The following is a 22781-nucleotide window of genomic DNA, read 5'->3' as shown; positions in this document are numbered from 1 at the left end:
AATACTGGCCTCTTAAAAAGTCAAATTGATACCCAGAGAAAGAAGTGATGTCCGGGGATAAGAATAAATCGCATCAATACCTCGTCCGGTAGTACCATTCCGGCCTAATACTTCGGGATCAAGTCCTGAATATTTCGTGAACGTCAGCAGATTTTGTCCCTGCACATAAACCTTAAGATCTGAGATTTTCAGAGATTGGAGTACGCTTTTTGGAATGTTATAACCGATCTGTAAATTTCTTAATTTTAAGAAAGAACCGTTTTCAATTGCAAAAGAAGAAATGCGGGTATAATTGGAATTCGGGTCACGAACATAGGTTCCATCCGCAGCTTTGTATCCGATTCGGGGTTGGCTGGTTAAGCCGTTTCCATTGAAAAAGGATGTATTGAAAATATCCTTGGTTGTATTATAATCACCCACAAAAAACTGAGTGTAATATTTATTACCATTGAAAACATCCACGCCCTGGACACCCTGAAATAAAGCAGTAATTTCAAATCCTTTCCATCCTGCGTTTAATGTAAAACCATAGGTCATTTTAGGCCAAGGGTTTCCAATAAAAGTTTTGTCGGCTGTCGTGATTTTTCCATCACCGTTTACATCTTTAAAACGAAGATCACCAGCTCCTGTCGCTGCATTCTGGTAGAAAATTCCGGTTGTGGTACCGGCTGCTTGTTGTGCTTTTTCATTTAGTGCGGCAACTTCTGCATCCGTTTTGAAAATTCCTTCTACTTTGTACCCGTAAAACTGGCTCATAGGTTGTCCTGCCTGCGTACGTGCTACAACACTTTCCAGATAATCGCCGGCTGAACCGTCATTGATCGGGTTATTATTTGTACCGTCAAGTTTTTTTACAAGGTTTTTGTTAAAGGAGGCATTGGCAGTAATTCCATAAGTAAACGAACCCTTTTTGCCACGATAATCGGCTGCAATTTCAAGTCCTTTGTTACTCATTTTACCAATGTTGGTAAAAACAGACGTTGTGCTGAAACCTGCTGAACTAGGTACCGGAACCTGATAGATCATATCCTGCGTCTGGCGGCTATACCAGTCAACGGTAATGTTCAAAGCGTTTTTCAAAAAGCCTACATCCAAACCAATGTCGGTCTGGAGTACGGATTCCCATTTGATGTTCTGGTTGGCCAGCTGCGCTGTCAAAGCATAACCTTTTGAACGCGTTCCATCGGGTAATCCCTGTGCATTTGTACCACCCGAACCTCCGTATGAGGCCTGGTATGTATATTGCGGAATGTTACTTGTACTTCCCAGTTTACCATAACTTGCTCTTACTTTCAGGTTGGAAACATAAGTAAGATTGTCGCGGATAAACGCTTCTTCGTTCATTTTCCAGCCCACGGAAGCAGATGGGAAAACACCGAACTTATTGGCTGGTCCGAAACGGTCCGAACCATCCCTGCGAACTGTGGCAGTAAACAGGTATTTGTCAGAGAAGGTATAGTTAAGACGTCCGAATTGAGAAAGCAGGCGTGTTTGAGGCAAGTCACCACCACTGGCTACATAACTGCTCGGATTATTTGTCAGACCAAGGTTGTAAGTTACATAAGGAAATCCTCTGGCTTCAGCATGAAGCGAGCTAAGATCTGATTGATAGGCTTCATAACCTGCCATTGCTTTAAGTTCATGACGGCCGAAAGTTTTGGCATAAGTTAAAACGAAGTTGGCAGTAAGGTTGCGCTGGCTATTGTTGTCTTTGCTTAAAAATGCCGTACGGTTTGCAACTGTTCCGTAATCGTAAGCCTCATTAAAACGGTAATTGTTATAGTTGTAATAGGAAAGTCCTACGGTTGAACGAAGATTTAAACCTTTAATAATTTCCAGATCTGCATACAAATTTCCTTCCAATGCATACGTTGCGTTCTGCATGTGATTTTGATATTCCTGTGCCACAAGATTAGGGCCGGTAAAAAACGTACCTGTTTTGGCCCAGCCGCCATACGTGTTGGTAGGATCGTAAACAGGTACGACAGGTGCCGAGCGGAAAGGAAAAGTATTGGTGATCATCGGGTTCGTTTTTGTTACCCATGCATAAAGCGTTTCACCTACTTTCAGTTTTTTACTGATTTTAAAATCTGTATTGGAACGCAGACCGTAACGTTCGAAATAATTATCAATCATTGTACCCCCTTCACGCTGGTAATTTGCTGATAAATAATAATTGGTTTTGGCAGTAGCACCCGACATGGACAAGGAATAACTTTGTTCTTTTCCATTGGTATACAAATCTTTAACCCAGTCGTTATCAGGTAACGTATTTGGATCGCCCCAGCTGGTGGTTGCCACACCGAATGCTGTTTTTGCTTTAATATAATCAGCAGTATTTAACAAGCTATATAGATTCAGAGGCTTGCGGACACCATAATAAGCATTGAAATTAATGGTCATTTTATCCAGTGTTTTTCCTCGTTTTGTTGTCACCAATACAACACCACCAGCCGCCTGCGCTCCGTAAATGGCTGCCGCACTGGCATCTTTCAGGATTTCTATGGATTCAACATCCTGCATATTGAAGTTACTTCCCGCCGACATCCGGATTCCATCCACAATGTACAATGGCGACATGCCTCCGATAGAACCAACACCACGTATAACAATATCCGAACTGGCACCCGGCGAACCGTCATTCCGGGTTACCTGCACACCGGCAGCCCGGCCTTGGAGCGCTTCGGTGACGCTTCGTACTGGAAGGTTTTTTACATCCTCAGCTTTCACAGATGACACTGAACCTGTCAGATCTGAACGCTTTTGAGTACCATAACCTACCACGATAACTTCGGATAATGCTTTAACATCCGATTTTAGCAAAACCTGTAAACCGGAACGGTTTCCTACAATAATTTCCTGGGATTCATAACCTACAAAACTGAAAACCAGAATGGATGCGGCGGTAGGAACAGTAATTTCAAAATTTCCTGAGCCATCTGCCGTTGTTCCCTGGGACGTTCCTTTCAGCACTATACTGACACCCGGAAGTGGTTCCTTTGTATCAGCCGAAGCTATGGTTCCTTTTAAAGTAACCTCCCGGGAGTGCAGATAAGGCAGAGGAGTCAGGGTTTCCAGGTTATCCTCCTTTAACGGTGCTGCGGCCGTTTTTTTGTTTAGTATAATGTAGTTTCCTGATACGGTATATTTAATTTGTAATGGGATAAGTAATTTTTCAAGCACTGCATCCAGCCGTTGGTTCGTAGCCGATATACTGACCTTTTGCTTTTGGATGAGCGAGGGTATGTATGAAAACCTGACCTTTGTTGTTTTTTCAATGGAGCTAAGAACCGTTTTGAGCTCTTCCTGATCCGCCTGAATCGAGATGGGACGCTTCAAAAGTTCCTGTGCCAACCCATCCTTGGCAAAGGAAAGGCCGGTAAATAGAAGCGAGACTAAAAAGGGTACCAGGGTAACTTTCATCGCTGTCACTAAATAATTTAGCGGAATACTATTTTTTTTCATAAATTTCGATGGTTTTGGGTACGACAAATCACAAAGCTCTCTCTGGCTCCATGTTCTGGAGCATCATGCCTTGCTTGGAAATCAGGGGGTTACAAATCCGGTAATGCTGAACCCATTACCGGGTTTTCTTTAACGAAATTATTCTTTCTGCATAGATTTAGGCGTTTAAAGGGTTAAGTACGAATGGATTACTGACAACCTTCACTGGTAATAATTACCTGTCCGTCGCTGATTCGGTAACTTGCACCGATCGTCTGGCAGATAATATCCAGCTTTGTAAAGAAAGGCTCGTCATTCAGTTTTACTCTGAGGAAACATTTATTCATAATGGTGCTGTCATAGATAAAAGGGATTCCGTATACCTTTTCAAGCGTGGAAAAAACCGTTGAAATTGGTTTGTTTTCAAAATTGAAATCCGGTTTTGTATCAACCTTGACTAATGCAAGGGGGATTTCAATGATGGATTTTGATATCAAATTATCTTTTGCCGAGAAAGTAGCCTGCTGATTTGGTGTGAGCAGTAATTCGGTGTTTCGTTTTTTCTGATTATTTACATCTTTCATTGGAACAACCGAAACACGGCCGCTTCTTACCAGAACTTCAACGTTTTCACCTGATTCTTTTATTAAAAAACAAGTCCCGACAACACGTGTGAGAAGTCCGTTGGCATAAACGAAAAAAGGATTCTGGACATCTTTGGTAACACGGAAAAAAGCCTCTCCGGAGAGAAATACTTCCCTTTTCTTATTCATGACAAACGGCTGAGCATAGCTGATTTTACTTTTCGGTGTCAATTCAATGACGCTGCTATCCGGCAAAGTTACTTTCAACGATTTATCGGTTGTATTTATAATTTCCTGTAATGGAACGGGAGTAGCCGTTACGTATGCGCTGTAAGTAAAAGGCTGCTGAGTTGGTTTTATTCCCCGCCATGTTTGCCAGCCAATTCCCATGGCTACAATTACAGCCGCAGCCGCTGACCACCATTTCCAGTTTAGAGACCAAGAACTGCGTTCTGGTATTTCTTCCGGTTCAGTATTTCTTAATATGCGTGAAATCTGGAATTCGATTTCGTCATTGGTAAGTGCGGAATTTTGTTTGCGCCAGGTCAGAATAAGATCTTTGGCCTGGGAAATAATAGTTTGTTTTTCTGGATACCGCTGACCGATATCAATCCAGAGTTCATCCAGTTGGACATCTTCACCGAGTACCCAATTTCTAAAAGAATCGTCGAGTAGAAAATCTTCAAGATTATAATTTTTATATTCTTTCATATCATAGCACAAAAAATATCGAGCTTACATAGGTATAATCTCAATTGTACACGGATATCATCAAAAAATCTTGAAAAAATTTTATAAAATTTGAAAATAAATTTCAATTAAATATATCTATCTGATTATCAGAATGATATAAATAAGATGATAATCATACAAAGTAATGAGAACCATTTCTCACGAAACAATTTAAGGGCCTGATGCAGCAGATTGGAAACGGCGGGACGGGATATGGCCATGACGACGGCTATTTCGTCGTTTGACAGATTTTCGTAAAATTTGAGATGTATGATTTCCTGCTGACGACGGGTAAGCGTGTGCATAATGTGATGGATCCTATGCTCGTTTTCAAGTGTAGAATCGGTTGAAATAATTTTCATTTCAACGGTATCTTCTGTCATAATGGATTCTTCCTGCCAGTCTTCAATAGTGACCAGCAAATCGGATCTTTGCTTTTCTTTGAAGATCCTGTTCCGCAGGCTTGTTAAAAGATAAGGTTTGATGTGATCTGTATTTCCTATGGAAGTTCTTCTTTCCCAAAGCGAGGTAAAAAGATCATGTATACAATCTTTCAGCATATCAGGATCCTGCATGATTTTCCTGCCATACTCAAATAATGGCCGATAATATATTCTAATCATTGATTCAAAGGCTGTGCGGTCTCCATCCTTAAATCTCTGCCAGAGCAACGTATCCTTTTCCATCACTTTAATAGAATAAATTTGAAAACCTTACATCTTACTTTGTCAAAATATTTCCTTTAAATTATTACAAAATAAAAGTGCTGGTAACGTTGAGTTTACTCGTTTAATCTTCATAAATTAATCGTTCCAATTCCTGTCAGGTCTTATTTTAAATTTATCACCTAATCGTATCAATTAAACTTGCTGTAATCATGAAGAAAATTTCTCTTGTTCTCTTGTTGTCCGTTTTTTCGTTTGCTGGTTTTGCACAAACCGCCTGGAAATCTGATAAGGCTCACTCCCAGCTGAAATTCGACATTACACATAATGGCGTGTCTACTGTTTCAGGAGCTTTTACTGATTTTGATGCGACAATCAAAGCTTCAAAACCGGATTTTAGTGACGCGTCCTTTGAGCTGACTGCAAAAACGGGTTCTATTAATACAGGAGTTGACAGACGCAACGAGCATCTTAAATCACCTGATTTCTTTGATGCAACCGCGAATCCTGAATTAACTTTTAAAAGTACCGGGGTTAAGAAAACCGGGACAGATAAATACCAGCTTACAGGAGACCTGACCATGCATGGAGTTACCAAGCCAGTAACTTTGGAATTATGGTACCGTGGAACTATTACAAATCCTATGAATAAAAAAGCTGTTGCGGGTTTCCGTGCAACGGGTAGTATCAAACGCGCCGATTTTGGTATTGGCCCAAAATTTGCTCCACCGATGCTTAGTGAAGAAGTTACGATTACAGCGGATGGTGAATTCGGACAGTAAATGGTTTAAAATGATTAAGCAGGATAAAGCTCAGGCTGTTAAAAAGACTGGAATCAAACCTGTAAGAGCATTGTTTTCAGAGCTTTCGAAAACAATGCTCTATTTTAATCATTAATCTGTCGCGTAATCCACCTTCTTTTTCTGAAAGCTGTAAATCAGATAAAATAATGCTGGCAAAATAAAAATACTTCCAATCAGCAATGCCATAGCCAGAGCCTGCATCGTTTTTTCATGACCGCTGTGTTCGATCAGAGAAAGATATCCACCGTTTTTTAGAATAACAATATTTGGATAATGGCGATAAGTGGTTGTCAAAAGAATCATAGTAACCTGAAATCCAGCCAGAATCCGTAGAATATTTGCTTTTCCTTTATACATTAAATACCAGAGAAGAGCAAGGGATAATGTGGCGGCGGAAATCGCAATAATGCCGACAATGTTACCAAAAACCCAATCAATCAGCGGAATTCCTTCGATCAATGAAGATACAAATACGAGCGAACCACATATCACCGCGGCAATATTGAAAGCCTTTGCTTTTCGGATGAAACGTAACCGATCATGCTCATTATCCGTTTCTCCAATCAGAAAAACAGCGGCAAGAAATCCGCAAATCGCAACCGTAAATAATCCGACTGAAACCGAAAACCAATGCAGCCAGCTGAAAATATAGGCGTCTAAAAAATTATCAGCTTTCAAATCAATATGTCCGGATACTGAACTTCCTGCAATGATTCCCAGAAAAAACGGCGTAACGAAACTGGAATAGGCGAAAATCGGATTGTAAAGATCCTGCATATCGTCTTTCACTGCATCATAATGCCTGAAAGTAAATGCGGTTCCCCGGGCAATAATTCCTAAAAGCATAATCGTTAACGGAATATGCAGATAAACAGACATGGTGCTGTAAATAACCGGAAAACCTACAAACAATATCACAATGGCAATGATCAGCCACATGTGATTGGCTTCCCAAATTGGACCAATTGCTTCGTAAAGTGTCTTTCTGGTCTGTTTCTTATTGGCCTTCGAAGTGAATAACTCAATAATTCCGGCCCCGAAATCTGCTCCACCCAGCAATAAGTAAAGCAGGATAGAAGTCCAGAGATATATGATGACGACGTATAACATTTTGTGAATGGGTGAATGATGGAATGATAGAATTTCGGAATGTTGGGTTATCTATCTATTAATCTTGTGCTCCTTCGGGTAAATCGTAGAGTTTGGGCACCATTTTTATTTGTCGGTATAACATAAAAATTACGATTGCAGCGAGTGAAAAATACATGATCGTGAACATGTAAAAGGAATAACCGATCCCGGGCATAGGTGTGACCGCATCAGCTGTGCGCATAACATTGTAAATAATCCAGGGCTGCCGTCCCACTTCGGTAACTGTCCAGCCAGCTTCAACAGCCAGAAATCCAAGCGGGGTAGCAGCTACAAAAAGTTTAAGCAGCCAGTCACTCTGAAGCCATTTCTTCTTTTTCCAAAGGGCGAGAAAATACAAAAATGAAATACCCATCATCGCCATTCCCAAACCTACCATAATCTGGAAAGCATAATGCGTAATGGGAACCGATGGCTGATCTTTTTCCGGAAACTGATCAAGTCCTTTAACTTCGGAACTAAAATCTCCGTGCGCCATAAAACTAAGCAGGCCCGGGATCTTAATTCCGTAACCTACTTTTTTGTTTTCCGTATCCGGGATTCCGCCAACGACAAGTCCGGCAGATTTTTCGGTAAAAAAATGAGCTTCCATCGCAGCCAGTTTTGCAGGTTGTCTTTTTGCGACATCTTTTGCCGAAATGTCCCCGCTTAATGGCTGAAGCACCGCAGCCACGCAACCGAAAATCGCCGCTATGGTAAATGATTTAGTATGAAAATAAACATTTTGTCTCCTGATAATCATCAGCGCATGAACACCTGCAACCGCAAAACCTGTGGCTGCAAAAGCGGCGATGGACATATGCAGGGATTGGGAAAACCAGGCTTTGTTGAACATTGCTTTTATGGGATCAACATTAATGTATTGTCCGTCCACAAAGTCAAAACCGGCCGGACTGTTCATCCAGGCATTTGCTGCTACAACAAGAATTCCGGAAGCCAGTCCGCTTATTCCGACAATAACGCCGGTAAACCAGTGAAACCATTTGTTGAACCGGTCCCAGCCATACAAAAAGAAGCCAAGTGCAATCGCCTCGATAAAAAAAGCAGTTCCTTCCAAAGAAAAAGGCATCCCGAAAATAGGCCCGGCATGTTCCATGAATTTAGGCCAAAGCAGTCCGAGTTCGAAAGATAATACAGTACCCGAAACGGCGCCTGTTGCAAAGAAAATGGCAACGCCCTTACTCCATGCTTTTGTTATATTTTTGTAAACAATTTTATCGGTTTTCAGGTAGTAGTAATGTGCCACGGCCATGAAAAACGGCATCACCATACCAATACATGAAAATATGATGTGAAAACCCAGAGAAAGGGCCATTTGAGATCTTGCAGCCAGGAAATTATCCATAGGTGAGTTGCAATTATGTAAGTAAAACTGAAAAGTGTTTCTGAAAAAGTCAGAAAGTAAATCTTTGTAATTTTATATTTTATCTTACCTGGAATATGACGAAATAGTACTTCCCGGAAACGCCCCAAAGCTACTCAACTCTGACCAGAAGAACCACTTTATTACTTAAAAAAACAAATAAATAATACAGCTTTTGGAGTAAGAAAAATGGATAACTTCTTTTAAAATAAAGCATTTATACGGATTTGCTGATTTGAAAAAAATAGATAAACCCTGAATTGAAATTGACTGATTAATGCAGCGTTTTTGTCTTCTTTTATATTTTTTTGTTTTGATTTTTCCTGCCAATGGTCAGGTTCATAAAATATATGTTTCGGTAAAAGGGAAGGATAATAATGCAGGGACTTTTGAAAAACCTTTCCAAACTTTGAAAAAAGCTTTGTCGGCCAGGGAAAGCTTTTCAGGAAAGCAGGTCAGCATTCAACTGAGGAGTGGTACATATTATTTACCTGAAACAGTTGTTATCAAGAGCAATGCAAAGTTGCCGGAAGCGTTGGAAATTAAGGCATTTGCAAAAGAAAAAGTGATTATAAGTGCGGGGAGAAGGATTAGTCCAGACTGGCAATTATTCAAAAATGGGATATACCGGACTGTTGTCCCACCTGAAATTTCTTTTGAAAGATTATACGTTGACGGCGTTTCACAACCTATGGCAAGATATCCGAATGCAGATTCAACGGCAGGGATTTTTAATGGTACGGCTGAGGATGCCACTTATTACGTCCGGGTGTTAAGCTGGGGAAATCCTTTTGGTGGGTATCTGCATGCGCTGGATGAGGACAGAAAAGGAAGTCTTCATTACAAAATCACTGGCGTCGATGATACTGATAATGTGGAACTTGATGGCGGATGGCAATATAATAGACCTGTTCATCCTGATAAATACGTACGTTTTGTAGAAAATATTTTTGGAGAACTGGACGCTCCTGGTGAATGGTATTTTGATAAAACACTTCATTTTTTATACTTCTATCCAGAAAATAAAACAGATTTGTCCAAGGCAATTATTGAAGTTTCAAATTTGAAAAACAGTATAGAATTGCAGGGTTCAGCCCAAAATCCAATACGAAATGTAGTTTTCAGAAATCTGTATTTCAGGCATAATGAACGATCCTTTATGGAAAGCAAAGAAGCAGTTTCCGGCAGTGACCGGGCCGTGTTCAGAGGGGGGGCTTTACTTTTAAATGGTACTGAAAATTGCAGGATTGAAAGTTGCAGTTTTGGTGATTTAGGAGGAAATGCGATTATGTTATCTGGTTACAACAAAAATGATACAATTGTCAATTGCCTGGTCGATCATGTGGGTACAAGTGCGTTTTCTTTGCTAGGAAATGATAAGATCAAAAATGATAATTCAAGCCAAATTGCAATTATTAATAATACCTTTCATCACACAGGAGAAATTGAAAAACAAGGAAGCGGGATTCATCTTTCCAAAGCGAAACAAATAGTAATTAAGAATAATAAAATCTATCATGTTCCAGGAAGTGCTATAAAATTTGATAATGTATCTCAGGATGAAGTTATGAGCTCAAACAATACTATTTTCGGTGAATTCAGGGAAATTAATCATCAGTGACTTTATGAAAAAACTAATTTTTCTCCTGCTGGTAAGCATTCAGCTGCTACACGCTCAAAAGAAATCGGTACCTGTTATAAATGACAAAGTTATCAAGGTAGATACTTTGCTATGGGATATGAAAGCTTTGAGTAAGGCACCTGAAATAGAATGGCTTAACAAGACGGGTAATGTTTATTCGCTGTTTTATAAAGGCGTGGATTACAACGGAAAACCGACCCAGGTTTTTGCTTATTATTCAAATCCCGATTTGATTTTGGGAAAAACCCAGAGCAAAACGAAGTTTCCTGGTGTAGTACTGCTGCATGGTGGAGGCGGAAAAGCTTTCAAAGAATGGGTGGAAAAGTGGGCGGCGGAAGGCTATGCAGCCATTGCAATGGATTTTTCAGGAAAACAGAATGATGTAAAAACCTATACAATGCCCGGCCCGGAACAGGGTGATCTTGATAAATTTCTAAAACTTGAAACCGGCAGCGATCTGAAAAATATGTGGACATACCAGGCCGTAGCCAATGCGATACTTGCCCATTCACTGCTTTTGAGTTTTCCGGAAGTTGAAACAACAAAAACATGTTTGACTGGTATCAGTTGGGGAGGTTATCTTACTTGTTTGGTAGGAAGTCTGGACAATCGTTTTAAAGCAGCGGTTCCAGTTTATGGTTGTGCATTTTATGACGAATCGGATATATTTAAAGTTCCCCTCGCAAAGCTTTCTCCTGCCGTTAGAAAAAAATGGATGAAGTATTTCGATCCGTCTTCTTATATGCCGTACGCCAAACCTCAGTTCTTATTTGTTAATGGAAATAAGGACAGATTTTACAATGTAATTCCCTATGATAAGACATACAAACTGATTCCGGAGGCCCAACGGTCCATGTGTCTGATTCCTGATATGAAACATGGCCATGAAGTGGGTTGGGAACCACATGAAATCCGCTACTTTTTCGAAAATGTTATAAATCAGACTGCTCCGTTATCAAAAGTTAAACAGATTGTAATGAAAGATTCTTCATTGACGGCTTCTTATTCTTCACCAGTTTCACTTAGGACGGCCGATTTTTATTACTCAAACGACACCACTTCTCTAAATGAAAACCGTGTTTGGAGTAGTAAGAAAGTACAGATTGATTCCAAGACAAAAACGCTGTATTGCCCTGTTCCGAAGGAAAGATTTAAGTATGGATTTTTCTATTTAAAAGATCACAGAAATGTTTCTGCGTCCAGTGAATTTATTATTAATTGAAATAAGCTTTTTTCTATAATAATGTTATCTCAAAATGGAAAATTAGATAACGACCAGCCGTCTCACCGTCATTTTAAATCCTGAAAGGATGACATTATTATAGAAAGAATTTCGCCCGATATTATTACAAAATCACTGATTTTGTTGCTGCTGTTGCTGCTCCTTCAACTTTTTTTTAACAATGTCAGCAGGATACCGCAACGCAATTTCCCGGATTTCATAATTGAATTCCGAAAAAGTCTTTTCCCACATAGCAGCTTCACCGGGTTCATAGTCATAAAATCCTTTGGAATTAGAGATACCTCTACCGCCTTCCTCAACAATTTTTGAAATTAATTCAGGTACTTCCGGACTGTTGTTCAGGGTTGGTAATAAATTCTTCATCACGGTATGATAAGCAGCAACGCCGGTCAAATCCATCCAGCGAAAAATACCTACGAAAGTCATAAAATAACCGGCATTATTTCGGCAGGATCTGTCCACGTCTTCAACCGTCGCGTAACCATTTTCCACCAGGCTTATCGCTTCCCGGTACATCGCGTACATCAGGCGGTTGGTTATAAAACCTGCAATATCTTTGCGGACCAATATTGGCTCTTTTCCCCATTGATGTGAAAGTTCATACAAATATTCTCCATAGGAGATATTACTGTCGTCACCACAAATTATTTCCAAAAACCGGGTCGTATGGGCAGGTTCAGTCCAGTGAAGTCCCAGAAAACGTTCAGGATGTAAGGTCAGTTTTTGCAGTTTACTGATCGGAATAGCGGAAGTATTGCTTACCAAAAGTGCGTCAGAAGCTATAACGGCTTCTACTTTTTTGTAGACTGATTCTTTTATATCAATGTCTTCTATAGTGCATTCGATTACCAATTTGGATGCATATAATTCTGAATAATCTTCTGTGATCAGCAGATTTGCTAAATAGTAATCGGGAGAATGAGGAATGATTCCATTTTTTACGGCCTTTTCTAAATGGTCAATAATTCGTTTTTTAGCAAATAAAAGGTCACTGTTGAGCGGAGCCAGCGCCACAACGGGATGACCGGCAATAAGCAGGCAAGTTGCAATGCTGGAACCCATCAGGCCAAGGCCGACAACTGCGACCGGAATTTCATTGGTATTCATATAAGGTTTAGGATAAAGTTTAGATGCGCAATCCGTGACAGGAGTGGCTCTTAAAGTTATTCATTACAAATTTGTTTTACGACAAAGAGGGATTTTTTTTCGTATAGCTAAGTTTTTGTTTGTTTTCATGTCTGCCATGCCTACGGCATTTGTAATCGTATGTTTTGAATTTCCTTTTCCACGGAATGAATTCCGCGGTTACCATGTTGGCCATGCCTACGGCATTTGTAATCGTATGTTTTGAATTTCCTTTTCCACGGAATGAATTCCGCGGTTACCATGTTGGCCATGCCTATGGCATTTTGTAATCGTATGATTTGAATTTCCTTTTCCACGGAATGAATTCCGCGGTTACAAAGTCGGCCATGCCTATGGCATTTATGATTGGGTGTTTTGGATTTATTTTCCAGGGAATGAATTCCGCGGCTACCATGTTGGCCATGCCTACGGCATTTTATAATCGTACGTTTTGAATTTCCACGGAATGAATTCCGGGGCTACCATGTCGGCCATGCCTATGGCATTTTGTGGTCGTATGTTTTAAATTTCCACGAAATAAATTCTGCGGCTACCATGTTGGCCATGCCTACGGCATTTGTAATCGTATGTTTTGAATTTCCTTTTCCACGGAATGAATTCCGCGGCTACCATGTTGGCCATGCCTACGGCATTTGTAATCGTATGTTTTGAATTTCCTTTTCCACGGAATGAATTCCGCGGCTACCATGTCTGCCATGCCTACGGCATTTGTAATCGTATGTTTTGAATTTCCTTTTCCACGGAATGAATTCCGCGGCTACCATGTTGGCCATGCCTACGGCATTTTATAATCGTACGTTTTGAATTTCCACGGAATGAATTCCGCGGTTACAAAGTCGGCCATGCCTACGGCATTTATGATTGGGTGTTTTGGATTTATTTTCCAGGGAATGAATTCCGCGGCTACCATGTCGGTCATGCCTACGGCATTTTGTAATCGTACGTTTTGAATTTCCCCGGAATGAATTCCGGGGCTACCATGTCTGCCATGCCTATGGCATTTTGTGGTCGTATGTTTTAAATTTCCACGAAATAAATTCTGCGGCTACCATGTTGGCCATGCCTACTGCATTTATGATTGGGTGTTTTGGATTTATTTTCCAGGGAATGAATTCCGCGGTTACAAAGTCGGCCATGCCTATGGCATTTATGATTGGGTGTTTTGGATTTCTTTTCCACGGAATAAATTCCGAGGCTACCATGTCGACAGTATTTCTGATTATCAATATAATAATACTTTCCTTCTAATATTATTTTGGGATATAAAAATGGCTCTGCGTCAATATTTCCAAAACCTCATTCTTGGAAATTAAAATGCCGTAGGCATGGCCGACATGGTAGCCGCGGAATTTATTCCGTGGGAAACGAATTTGAAACACATTATCCAAAATGCCGTAGGCATGGCCGATTTGGAAATAGAATAATTGAGATACAACAGAACAAAAAAAGCCTGAAAGAAAATATCTCCCAGGCATTCTTTTGAACCCTAATTAAAAAATCTATTTGGACCAGCCACTTACTTCTGTTTCAACTTCTTCACGGGTTTTGCCAAGCTTCTTTTGAAGTTTACCAAGAAGCTCATCTTCTTTTCCTTCTTCGTATAGTAAATCGTCGTCTGTAAGGTCAGCGTATTGCTGTTTGAATTTACCTTTTAACTCTGTCCAGTTTCCTTTAACTTGTTGTGTGAAGGCACTCATATCTTTAATGTTTTAAGTTTTGGATTGATTATAATTGCTTCATGCAATTTCCTGAAATCATAAATAAATTGTGCCAAAAAAAGAATTCACTCCACATTGTTATATTAAAAGAAAGTATAGTTCAACGATCCAGGTATTTGGACATTATTGATTATCAAACCAATAACATTAAAAATGCTTAATTAGGATGAGTTTCTATCATCCTAATTAAGCATTTTACTTCTATTATAATCTTAAATACTGAGGAAATTTCTGAGAATTGTTTTCCCAAATTTGAGCATTATCTTTTCACAATGCTGTCCATTTTACCCATTATCCCTGAGAAGCTTTTTTTAACAATTTATCCAACCTGACGATACTTTGAACCATCGAACGCACCGAATGATAATTCACTTTCCAGGAATGGCTCATGTGTTTCCAGATTGGCTCGCCCTGGCGGGTAAGAAGCGGAAGCCATTCACCAACTTCGTGATTAATCATTTTATCAAAAACAAAACGATGGGTTGCATCATAAGCTTTTAAGTACTTTTCGTCACCGTAAATCCGGTATGCATCCAGCATACCAATTAATACTTCAGCCTGCTGCCAGAATTCTTTTTCACGATCATATACTTCTCCGGCGTGAGAACCTTCAACATATACACCACCGAACTCCCAGTCAATACCATAGGCAATCGCATGATCGAAAGATTTCAATAATTGCGTTTGATAATCGTCATAAGGAATGCCGGAAATATCAAGCGCATGCATCAGCAACCAGGCAAATTCCACATTGTGGCCATAACTTGTGTTATCCTCAGCAGAGCTTTTCAGGCCGTCTTCTGAAAATCGGTCCCAGCCCCAGATAATATCAAATTTGATTTGTGGCGCCACACTCCAGTCTGCCCAGAACTGCGGAATACCCGTGCCATAAACCGGATGCATTATTTTAGTGATCAGCAGCTGAATAATTTCAACAAGTTTTCTCCGGTGCACTTCTTTTCCGCTGGCTTCATATAAGGTGGTAAAAGCTTCCATCAGGTGCATATGTGCATCCAACGTTTTCCTGTCGCCACCGGCAGCACCCGGACCTTTTAATTCCCATTGACGATTGAACATTTCAAAATATCCACCATAAAAAGTATCCGCACCATGGATTTGAAGCAGTTCAAAAACCTTTTCAGCATATTCCAAACCTCTGGCATCGCCGGTTGCCAATGTATATTCACTTAAACTATAAATCGCGAAGCTAAGTCCGTAGATTATTTTTTCATCGATTTTGACATTGCCTTTCCGGTCCATAAGCCAATAAAAACCACCGAATTCTTTGTCCCACATTTTGTCGATTAAAAAATCGACACCGTGTTTTGCAATGGCTGCATACCTTCCTTCACCGTAACCGGCCCGATGTGCCGATGAAAATGTAAATACTGTTCTTGTCTGGGCAATTAACGATTTTTCGTCTTCACCCGAGTCGTTTCCTGCATGGTCAAAATGTGTGATGAATCCACCGTTTTCTTTATCAACACACCGTGTTTCCCAAAACGGAAGTAGTTCATTGGTAAGATGTTGAGTCGCTTCGTCGCGGTACTGTTTAAGCTGTTCTACATTCATGTGCGGTTAAATGATTTTCAGGTTTTATATAAAATAATGTTATCCGATTTTTACCGTTTTCCCGTTTGGGCTGCCTGATATATTGCCTGAACGATACGGATATCGCGCATGCCTTCTTCTCCCGGAACCAACACGGGTTTGCTTTGCATAATGGCTAGTGCATCTTCATCCATCTGCTTGGCCTGCTGATTATCAACAGGGAAATTGATTTCTCCCAGTGTGCTGTAACCTTTATTGCCGGTATATCCTGAAAATGAATCCATGTACAACGTTCCTTTGTCGTAGTTCACTTTCAAAAAATTTGTATTCAGGCCGTGGCTTCCGGTGCAATTGGCAACGGTTCCGCCGGGAAACTGTAACTGGAAATGTGTAATTTCATCAGCATCCTTAAATATTTCCGGACGGTTGATTACAATTTCAGCAGTCACAGAAATCGGCTCTGCACCTGCTGCCAAACGTGCTCCTTGTAACGCATAAACCCCCATATCATACATCGCGCCGCCGCCCATTGATTTTTTTACTTTCCAGTTGTCGGCACGGCTTTCCTTATATCCGGCTGCGCAGGAAATCAATTGCACATTTCCCAGCGATTTTTCTCTTGCAATGCGCATATATTCCTGCGTATTCGGATCATGCTGGCAACGATAACCGATAGACAAACTCCGTTTGTTTTCCGTACAAACCTTGATCATTTCCTCACATTCCTGCACGTTCAGGGCCATGGGTTTTTCACAAAAAACGTGTTTCCCCGCTTTGGCTGCTCGAATCACAAACTCCTTATGCATCGAAGGCGGAAGCACTATATATACTACGTCAATATCCGGGTTATTGGCTATCGAATCGAAATTTTTATAATTATAAATATTTTTATCAGGAATATTGTGCTTTTTTTTCCATGTTTCAGCTTTTTCTGGAGTGCCGGTTACAATGCCTGCCAGATAACAATTTTTAGTTTTTTGAAGGGCCGGAGCAAGCAAATCAGTGCTGTAATATCCCAAACCAACCAATGCGATTCCCAAACGTTCCTTCGGTTTTCCCAAAGCAATGCTGAATGGCGAAAAAATGGACGCGGTGATGATACCTGCGCCGGCAGCAAGAAAGTTGCGGCGTGAAAAGGGAATGACGATATTCGTAGCCATATGTGAGTTTTTTTCTATCTAAGGCAACGTTTGGTAATAACTACTTTAATTTTGACAGTAAGTGACCACCTCAGTTTCCTTTATATTCCTTAGAGAAATATTTGCGTTGAAAGGCCATAAGTAGCGTGTAAATTCAAAATCAGTCGTCATCTTATTTGCATTTGCTCGTTGTTACTTCGTAATTCGCAGATTAATATTAATTAAGCATACCCTATGAGCAACGCCGAAATTGTCGAGATACTTGAACTGACTGCCAAATTACTTGAACTGCACGGAGCTGATCCTTTCAAGGTGAAAAGTTACGGTGTGGCCGGTTTTTATCTTGATAAATATAAGGATGGTGAAATAGCAGCGCTGACACTTGAAGAATTGACAAAACTTCAGGGGATCGGAAAAAGTACAGCGGCCAAAATTATTGAAATCGTGCAGCGCGGTACTTTCAAAGAATTGGAAGAGTTGCTTGAAAACACACCGCTTGGTGTGCTTGAAATGTTTAGTATCAAAGGAATTGGTGCTAAAAAGATTGCTATTCTCTGGCGAGAACTTGGAATCGATAATTTACATGAACTTGAACTGGCCTGCCAAAGTGGCAAAATTGCTAAGGTAAAAGGGTTTGGAGGAAGTACAGAACAAAAAATACTTGAATCACTGGCATTCCTGAAAGATCAGGCAGGAAAGCTGCGCATGGATAAAGCAGAATCAATTGCACAATTGCTTGCTGAGGAATTGAGAAAAAGTTTTGATCAGGTTGAAATTGCAGGCGATGTTCGGCGGAAAGCTGAAATTGTTGAAACCATTCGTTTGCTTGTAGGAACAGAATCTCCTTTGCTATTGCAGCAAGCATTAAATTCTATTGAATTTTTAAGTCAAGATGAAAAAATTTCTTCTCCTTTTATATGGAGAGGGAAAATGCAGGATATTGCTGTTGATATAGAAGTGCTAGCCGTTAAGCCTGAAAATGTTGTCAATGAATTATTTCTTGAAACTGCTTCTGCTGAACATTTAAACAAAGTAACGGTTTCGGGAACTTCACTTTGGAGACAAACAAAATATGAACTTTTTGACAGCGAAGAGGCCATTTATGAAAAAGCAGGTTTGCCTTTTATTGTTCCTGAAATGCGGGAAGGAGCGGATGAATTTATCTGGGCTGAAACGCATACTGCGGACCAACTGATAACCTGGGATGATTTAAAAGGGATTTTGCATAATCACAGTACGTATTCGGATGGACAACACACGCTTGAACAAATGGCTTTATTTTGTCAGGAGCTTGGTTTTGAATACCTGGGAATTGCAGATCATTCACAGACAGCATCTTATGCAAGCGGTTTGAAACCGGATGATGTTTTTCGTCAGCATGAAGAGATTGCCAAATTGAACGAACGTTTCGCTTTGTCGGGAAGCGAAAAACCATTCAAAATTTTAAAGGGAATTGAATCTGATATTCTTGGTGATGGCTCGCTGGATTATTCTGACGAGATTTTATCAAGTTTTGATTATGTTGTGGCTTCTGTGCATAGCAATCTTACGATGACTTTGGAAAAAGCTACTGCACGTTTGTTAAAAGCAGTACAAAATCCTTATACAACGATTTTAGGCCATCCAACCGGAAGGCTTTTATTGTCAAGAGAAGGGTACCCGATTGATCATAAGGCAATTATAGATGCTTGTGCAGAGCGTAAAGTAGTGATAGAAATCAATGCTTCGCCCTGGCGGCTTGATCTTGACTGGCGGTGGATTGCTTATTGTATGGAAAAAGGTGTTTTGCTTAGTATCAATCCTGACGCGCATAAAAAGGAAGGATATTATGACATGCACTATGGAGTAGCCGTGGCGAGAAAAGGCGGATTGACGAAAGAAATGACTTTCAATGCGTTTTCTTTGACCGAAATTGAAGAATATTTGAAAATGAGAAAAGAATAATTACATTCGTCGTAACCTTAAAATTGAAAAATGAAAAAAGTTATACTCAGCGTTATTCTAGGTTTTGCTTTTTTTTCCTGTAACCAAAATGATCCTGAAGATCTGGTCAAAACTCCCGAAAAAATTACCTTTTCCGGAATTTTGCTCCGGGATGAAAGAGGACTTCCATTAAGTGAAGTAGATCCGGACGACTGGAATATCAAAGATACCTGGGTAGAGCAGGAGATAAGTCTTTTTGGGAGTAATCTTAAAACGAACTGTCCTGCAACCGATTATGAAATTATAGCCTATCCCAATCCTGTAAAAGACAAGGCAGCCATTCATGTTTACAAACCTGATTCCGTGCGGTTAGCAATTCGGATTGTTGATAAAAATTTCAAGACGCTCTTCGCAAAGGATTCTTTATATACAAAGATTAATATGATCGATTTCTCTGCATTTGGGATAACAGATACCGTACGGGTTTATTATAAATTTATAAATGGTGGATGTGAATTCCGTGGACATGGCGATGTGGTGATTGGGAAGTAGCTGGTAGCGATTAGCTTTTAGTCAGATCCTGGTATTTCTACATTCAATTAAGTTAAAAATGCCAGGATTTGAAAGCCGACCGCCAAATTTAGATCCAAGACATCGAGCTTTCAATATGATTAATATTTACAGCTCAATGTCTTTGCGGCGGATCTTTTCTTGATTTGGTGATCAGCGTTAGCGATCGGTTTTGTACAGAGACCTCAGTTGATTTTCAATGAAATCTGATATCCGGACCTGAAAGCCGACTGCAGCGTTGGCTGACACACAAAGCGAGAAGAGAAGGGTTACTTATTAGTCCTTAATGTCGGTGTATTTTTAATCATCCTCTTATCCGGAACTATCAGATTGTCTCTCAGATTTTCGCTGATAAATGATTTTACCTGGGTTGTTGCGGTTATTCTCGTGTTGGTAGGTGCAGGAATGCCTATCACATCAAGTGCCTTCCGGAGCAATGTTTCGTTTTCATTACCGAAAGGTTGGTACGGAACTGTGGTATCTTCAACAATGTAAGTAGGTGTCATCCCGTTAACCGTTCCATAATCCGATTGATCGTTGGCATTAGCGGTTTGTCCAAGCATTACATACAATCCCCAATTCCAGCGTTTCTGGTCATCGCTAAACAGAGAGCCAAAAAGATTTTTTCCATAAGTATGCTCCCCGATCGTAATAACACTCATATACGGTTTCAGGCCATTTATTACGAGCTCACTGGCAGAAGCTGTTCCGTTGGAAGTAAGTACAAAAACGCGGCTCAGATTTGCTCCAATGTTATTTCCTTCATCAAGAAAGTTATAATTCAATGCATTTGCGCCGTATTTGCTTTGCCAGTAGGCAATGTATTTGTCGTTCCATTGTTCTTTGTAAAAAATCCTGGAACTTGAAGCGCCGGTACCAATCAGTGAGGCCAAAGTTTCGGCAGAGCTGATATAGCCGCCCGGATTAAATCTCAGATCTAAAACAAGTTCGTTAACACCCTTGCTTTTAAAATTTGCAAAAACCTGGCGAAGTTCGTTGTCATAAACACTTGCGCTTGCCGTAGTTCCTGGTACAAATTGCGTATAAACCAGATAACCGATGGTTTTGTTGTAGGCTGGTTTTGAAATTACAGTAGAAAACAGGACCGGATCTTCACTGATTGTAGCCTTAGTCACCGAAATTGTTTTGGTATCGTCCGCTGTGATAGTAGTTCCCACCACTTTGCCCAGCGTGAAAGTTTCGGTGTCATTGCTTGAAAATAATGAAACATAATTGGTAGCTGTAAGTTGGGTACCATTTATTTTCATGATAATGTCACCGCGTTTCAAACCAGCCGTTTCAGCAGGACTTCCCTTCACAACATAACTTAGAAATGCACCAAGATTTGTTTTGGTATCGTCTGTATAAGACAAAGTATAGCTAATCCCGAAAATTTTACCAACACCATTAAATTCGTCAGTTAAGGCATCGATATCGTCTGTGATCGTTGAAAATCTATCTACTGTGGTACGGTTGTAAATCAGTTTTTCAAAGTAGTTTGTCGGGTTGATTGTCGCATCCAGACTGCTTTCTACCGGCATGCTTTTATACCAAAAATAGGCGTCGTTCATGATGCCATAAACCCAGTTATTTACCGCGCTATAACTTGTTGTATCTGTTGTTGTCGTTGTAGGAGTTACATCCTTATCCTTGCAGCTTGCCACAAAAGCGGCAATTGCAATAAACCCAATTTGGCTGATCCTTTTAAAATTTAGCATGTTTAGTCAGATTAAAATTGAGTAATTTCTTTGTACATAGGTTGTGAAATTGATTTTGAAATAAATGAATGTGCACAATTGATATTACGTAGGATTGAAAATAAGTGTGGCGTCGTCAAGTGTTTATTTTTTGTCCTCTGATGATTTAAGTCAAAGTTTTCTGTTGCATGACCAGTTTCCTGGGTGATCGATATAAACTGTATTCCTTAATTGTTTTTAACAAACAATGTAAAAAACGTAAAAATCACAAAATATTGATTAGCAGAAGATTAATAAAGAATTAAAATCGAAAAACAATAAGAAGGAATTGCAATTGCTGGTATTTGAGGAACAATCAAAAGATAAAAAATGAATTGGGGAAGAGTAGTGCTGATAAGAAAGAAAGGAGTCAACTTTTTAATAGTTGACTCCTTTTGCAAATGGGCTTATAAGAAAAATTTCAGATATTAGTAAGTCCTTTGAAAAATTTACGGGCAATGATCGCATATTCCAAAGGATTAGCCACGGCCGGATCCTGTTCAGCTTCCAGTACAATCCAACCCTGATAGTCACTTTCTTTGATTACTTCGAACAAAGCTGGAAAATCAATACAGCCTTCCTTATCACCCGGAACCGTGAAAACACCTTGTTTTACAGCCGTTAAAAAGCTGAGTTTTTCATCATGGACACGCTGCAAAACATTTGGACGAATATCTTTTAAGTGAATATGAGCCGTTCTTCCAACGTATTTTTTCAAAGCTTCGACAGGATCCTCTCCTGCGAAATAGAAATGCCCACAGTCATAATTCAGGTAAACATTTTCAGGATCAGTCTCAGCCATTAGCCGGTCCGTTTCTGCGATCGTTTGAATACAGGTTCCCATATGATGGTGGAAGGCCAGTTTCATTCCTCGGGCTCGGGCAATCTTACCCAATTCGTTTAAACCGGTAGTGAAAGTTTTCCATTCTTCATCCGTATTCAGCATCCCTTTTCCTTCGAAAACGGGTACAGTCATTTGTCCTTGGCAACTATTTCCAATTTCTCCGCCACCGATCACTTTGGAACCCATGGTTTCCAGGAAATCCAAAAGTTCTGTGAAATTTTTAATATTTTCTCCCAACGACTTTGTCGTCAGCTCATAACTGTTCCATTGATTGCAAATTTGTAATCCGCGTAGTTCAAGTGCTTTTCTCAATACATTAATATCCCGAGGAAATTTGTTTCCTACTTCACAGCCTGTAAATCCGGCCAAAGCCATTTCGCTGATACATTGCTCGAATGTATTTTCACCGCCAAGTTCCGGCATATCGTCGTTGGTCCAGTTGATCGGGGCAACGCCTAATTTTATATTTTCAAAATTCATTTTAGTCAGATTATCGAAGTTAGTTCATTCCGAAATATTAGTGAAGATT

18 protein-coding genes are annotated in these 22781 nt (G+C 40.1%); 5 read left to right on the top strand and 13 right to left on the bottom strand.

Going from position 1 to position 22781, the window contains the following annotated elements; all coding sequences use genetic code 11:
- Nucleotides 1-12: 12 nt before the first annotated feature.
- The 3 genes from FDK13_RS31335 to FDK13_RS31325 form a co-directional block, all read right to left on the bottom strand.
- Nucleotides 13-3465, bottom strand: a complete 3453-nt coding sequence (locus tag FDK13_RS31335; protein WP_137343972.1) for a TonB-dependent receptor — start codon at nt 3463-3465, stop codon at nt 13-15.
- Between the two features lie 188 nt (nt 3466-3653).
- Nucleotides 3654-4739 carry a FecR family protein gene (locus tag FDK13_RS31330; protein ID WP_137343971.1) on the bottom strand — a complete coding sequence of 362 codons (1086 nt, stop codon included), beginning with the start codon at nt 4737-4739 and terminating at the stop codon, nt 3654-3656.
- Between the two features lie 128 nt (nt 4740-4867).
- Nucleotides 4868-5446 (bottom strand): RNA polymerase sigma factor, encoded by a 579-nt coding sequence (locus FDK13_RS31325; protein WP_137343970.1) that lies wholly within the window; start codon nt 5444-5446, stop codon nt 4868-4870.
- A 191-nt stretch (nt 5447-5637) separates the two neighbouring features.
- Between FDK13_RS31325 and FDK13_RS31320 the strand changes: the two genes are divergently transcribed.
- The gene (locus FDK13_RS31320; protein ID WP_137343969.1) at nt 5638-6207 is read left to right on the top strand and encodes a YceI family protein; all 570 of its coding nucleotides are present in this window, start codon (nt 5638-5640) and stop codon (nt 6205-6207) included.
- Between the two features lie 111 nt (nt 6208-6318).
- Here FDK13_RS31320 and FDK13_RS31315 read toward each other — a convergent pair whose 3' ends face one another.
- Nucleotides 6319-7338, bottom strand: coding sequence for a cytochrome d ubiquinol oxidase subunit II (locus tag FDK13_RS31315; protein ID WP_137343968.1), 1020 nt, complete (start codon nt 7336-7338; stop codon nt 6319-6321).
- A 58-nt stretch (nt 7339-7396) separates the two neighbouring features.
- A complete protein-coding gene (locus FDK13_RS31310) occupies nt 7397-8722 on the bottom strand; it encodes a cytochrome ubiquinol oxidase subunit I (RefSeq protein ID WP_137343967.1) in 1326 nt (441 codons plus the stop codon).
- A gap of 295 nt (nt 8723-9017) precedes the next feature.
- Between FDK13_RS31310 and FDK13_RS31305 the strand changes: the two genes are divergently transcribed.
- Together FDK13_RS31305 and FDK13_RS31300 are read left to right on the top strand one after the other, a co-directional pair.
- On the top strand, nt 9018-10361 hold the full coding sequence (locus FDK13_RS31305; RefSeq protein ID WP_137343966.1) for a right-handed parallel beta-helix repeat-containing protein: 1344 nt from the start codon (nt 9018-9020) through the stop codon (nt 10359-10361).
- 4 nt (nt 10362-10365) lie between these two features.
- Complete coding sequence (locus tag FDK13_RS31300; protein ID WP_137343965.1) at nt 10366-11604, top strand: alpha/beta hydrolase family protein; 1239 nt, start codon at nt 10366-10368, stop codon at nt 11602-11604.
- A 132-nt stretch (nt 11605-11736) separates the two neighbouring features.
- Here the strand turns inward: FDK13_RS31300 and FDK13_RS31295 are convergent, their stop codons facing one another.
- The 6 genes from FDK13_RS31295 to FDK13_RS31275 form a co-directional block, all read right to left on the bottom strand.
- The gene (locus FDK13_RS31295) at nt 11737-12732 is read right to left on the bottom strand and encodes a 3-hydroxyacyl-CoA dehydrogenase family protein (protein ID WP_137343964.1); all 996 of its coding nucleotides are present in this window, start codon (nt 12730-12732) and stop codon (nt 11737-11739) included.
- An 814-nt stretch (nt 12733-13546) separates the two neighbouring features.
- The gene (locus FDK13_RS35615; protein ID WP_170982964.1) at nt 13547-13690 is read right to left on the bottom strand and encodes a hypothetical protein; all 144 of its coding nucleotides are present in this window, start codon (nt 13688-13690) and stop codon (nt 13547-13549) included.
- A gap of 73 nt (nt 13691-13763) precedes the next feature.
- A complete protein-coding gene (locus FDK13_RS31290) occupies nt 13764-13973 on the bottom strand; it encodes a hypothetical protein (protein ID WP_137343963.1) in 210 nt (69 codons plus the stop codon).
- 297 nt (nt 13974-14270) lie between these two features.
- Nucleotides 14271-14468: a CsbD family protein gene (locus tag FDK13_RS31285; RefSeq protein WP_137343962.1), complete on the bottom strand. Its 198-nt coding sequence runs from the start codon at nt 14466-14468 to the stop codon at nt 14271-14273.
- Between the two features lie 312 nt (nt 14469-14780).
- Nucleotides 14781-16061, bottom strand: a complete 1281-nt coding sequence (locus FDK13_RS31280) for a beta-1,2-mannosidase (RefSeq protein ID WP_137343961.1) — start codon at nt 16059-16061, stop codon at nt 14781-14783.
- A 50-nt stretch (nt 16062-16111) separates the two neighbouring features.
- A complete protein-coding gene (locus FDK13_RS31275; protein WP_137343960.1) occupies nt 16112-17200 on the bottom strand; it encodes a Gfo/Idh/MocA family protein in 1089 nt (362 codons plus the stop codon).
- Between the two features lie 213 nt (nt 17201-17413).
- Here FDK13_RS31275 and FDK13_RS31270 point away from each other — a divergent pair, with 213 nt between their 5' ends.
- Nucleotides 17414-19123, top strand: a complete 1710-nt coding sequence (locus tag FDK13_RS31270) for a helix-hairpin-helix domain-containing protein (RefSeq protein ID WP_137343959.1) — start codon at nt 17414-17416, stop codon at nt 19121-19123.
- Between the two features lie 30 nt (nt 19124-19153).
- Nucleotides 19154-19654, top strand: a complete 501-nt coding sequence (locus FDK13_RS31265; RefSeq protein WP_137343958.1) for a hypothetical protein — start codon at nt 19154-19156, stop codon at nt 19652-19654.
- Between the two features lie 287 nt (nt 19655-19941).
- Here FDK13_RS31265 and FDK13_RS31260 read toward each other — a convergent pair whose 3' ends face one another.
- Nucleotides 19942-21390 carry a S41 family peptidase gene (locus FDK13_RS31260; protein ID WP_137343957.1) on the bottom strand — a complete coding sequence of 483 codons (1449 nt, stop codon included), beginning with the start codon at nt 21388-21390 and terminating at the stop codon, nt 19942-19944.
- A 439-nt stretch (nt 21391-21829) separates the two neighbouring features.
- Nucleotides 21830-22732: a myo-inosose-2 dehydratase gene (gene iolE / locus FDK13_RS31255; RefSeq protein WP_137343956.1), complete on the bottom strand. Its 903-nt coding sequence runs from the start codon at nt 22730-22732 to the stop codon at nt 21830-21832.
- Nucleotides 22733-22781 lie beyond the last annotated feature (49 nt).

The organism is Dyadobacter frigoris (assembly GCF_005280585.1).
GTDB classification, from domain to species: Bacteria; Bacteroidota; Bacteroidia; order Cytophagales; family Spirosomataceae; genus Dyadobacter; species Dyadobacter frigoris.
The sequence above is the reverse complement of the archived record's forward strand: the minus strand, read 5'-3'. Positions and strand labels throughout refer to the sequence as shown.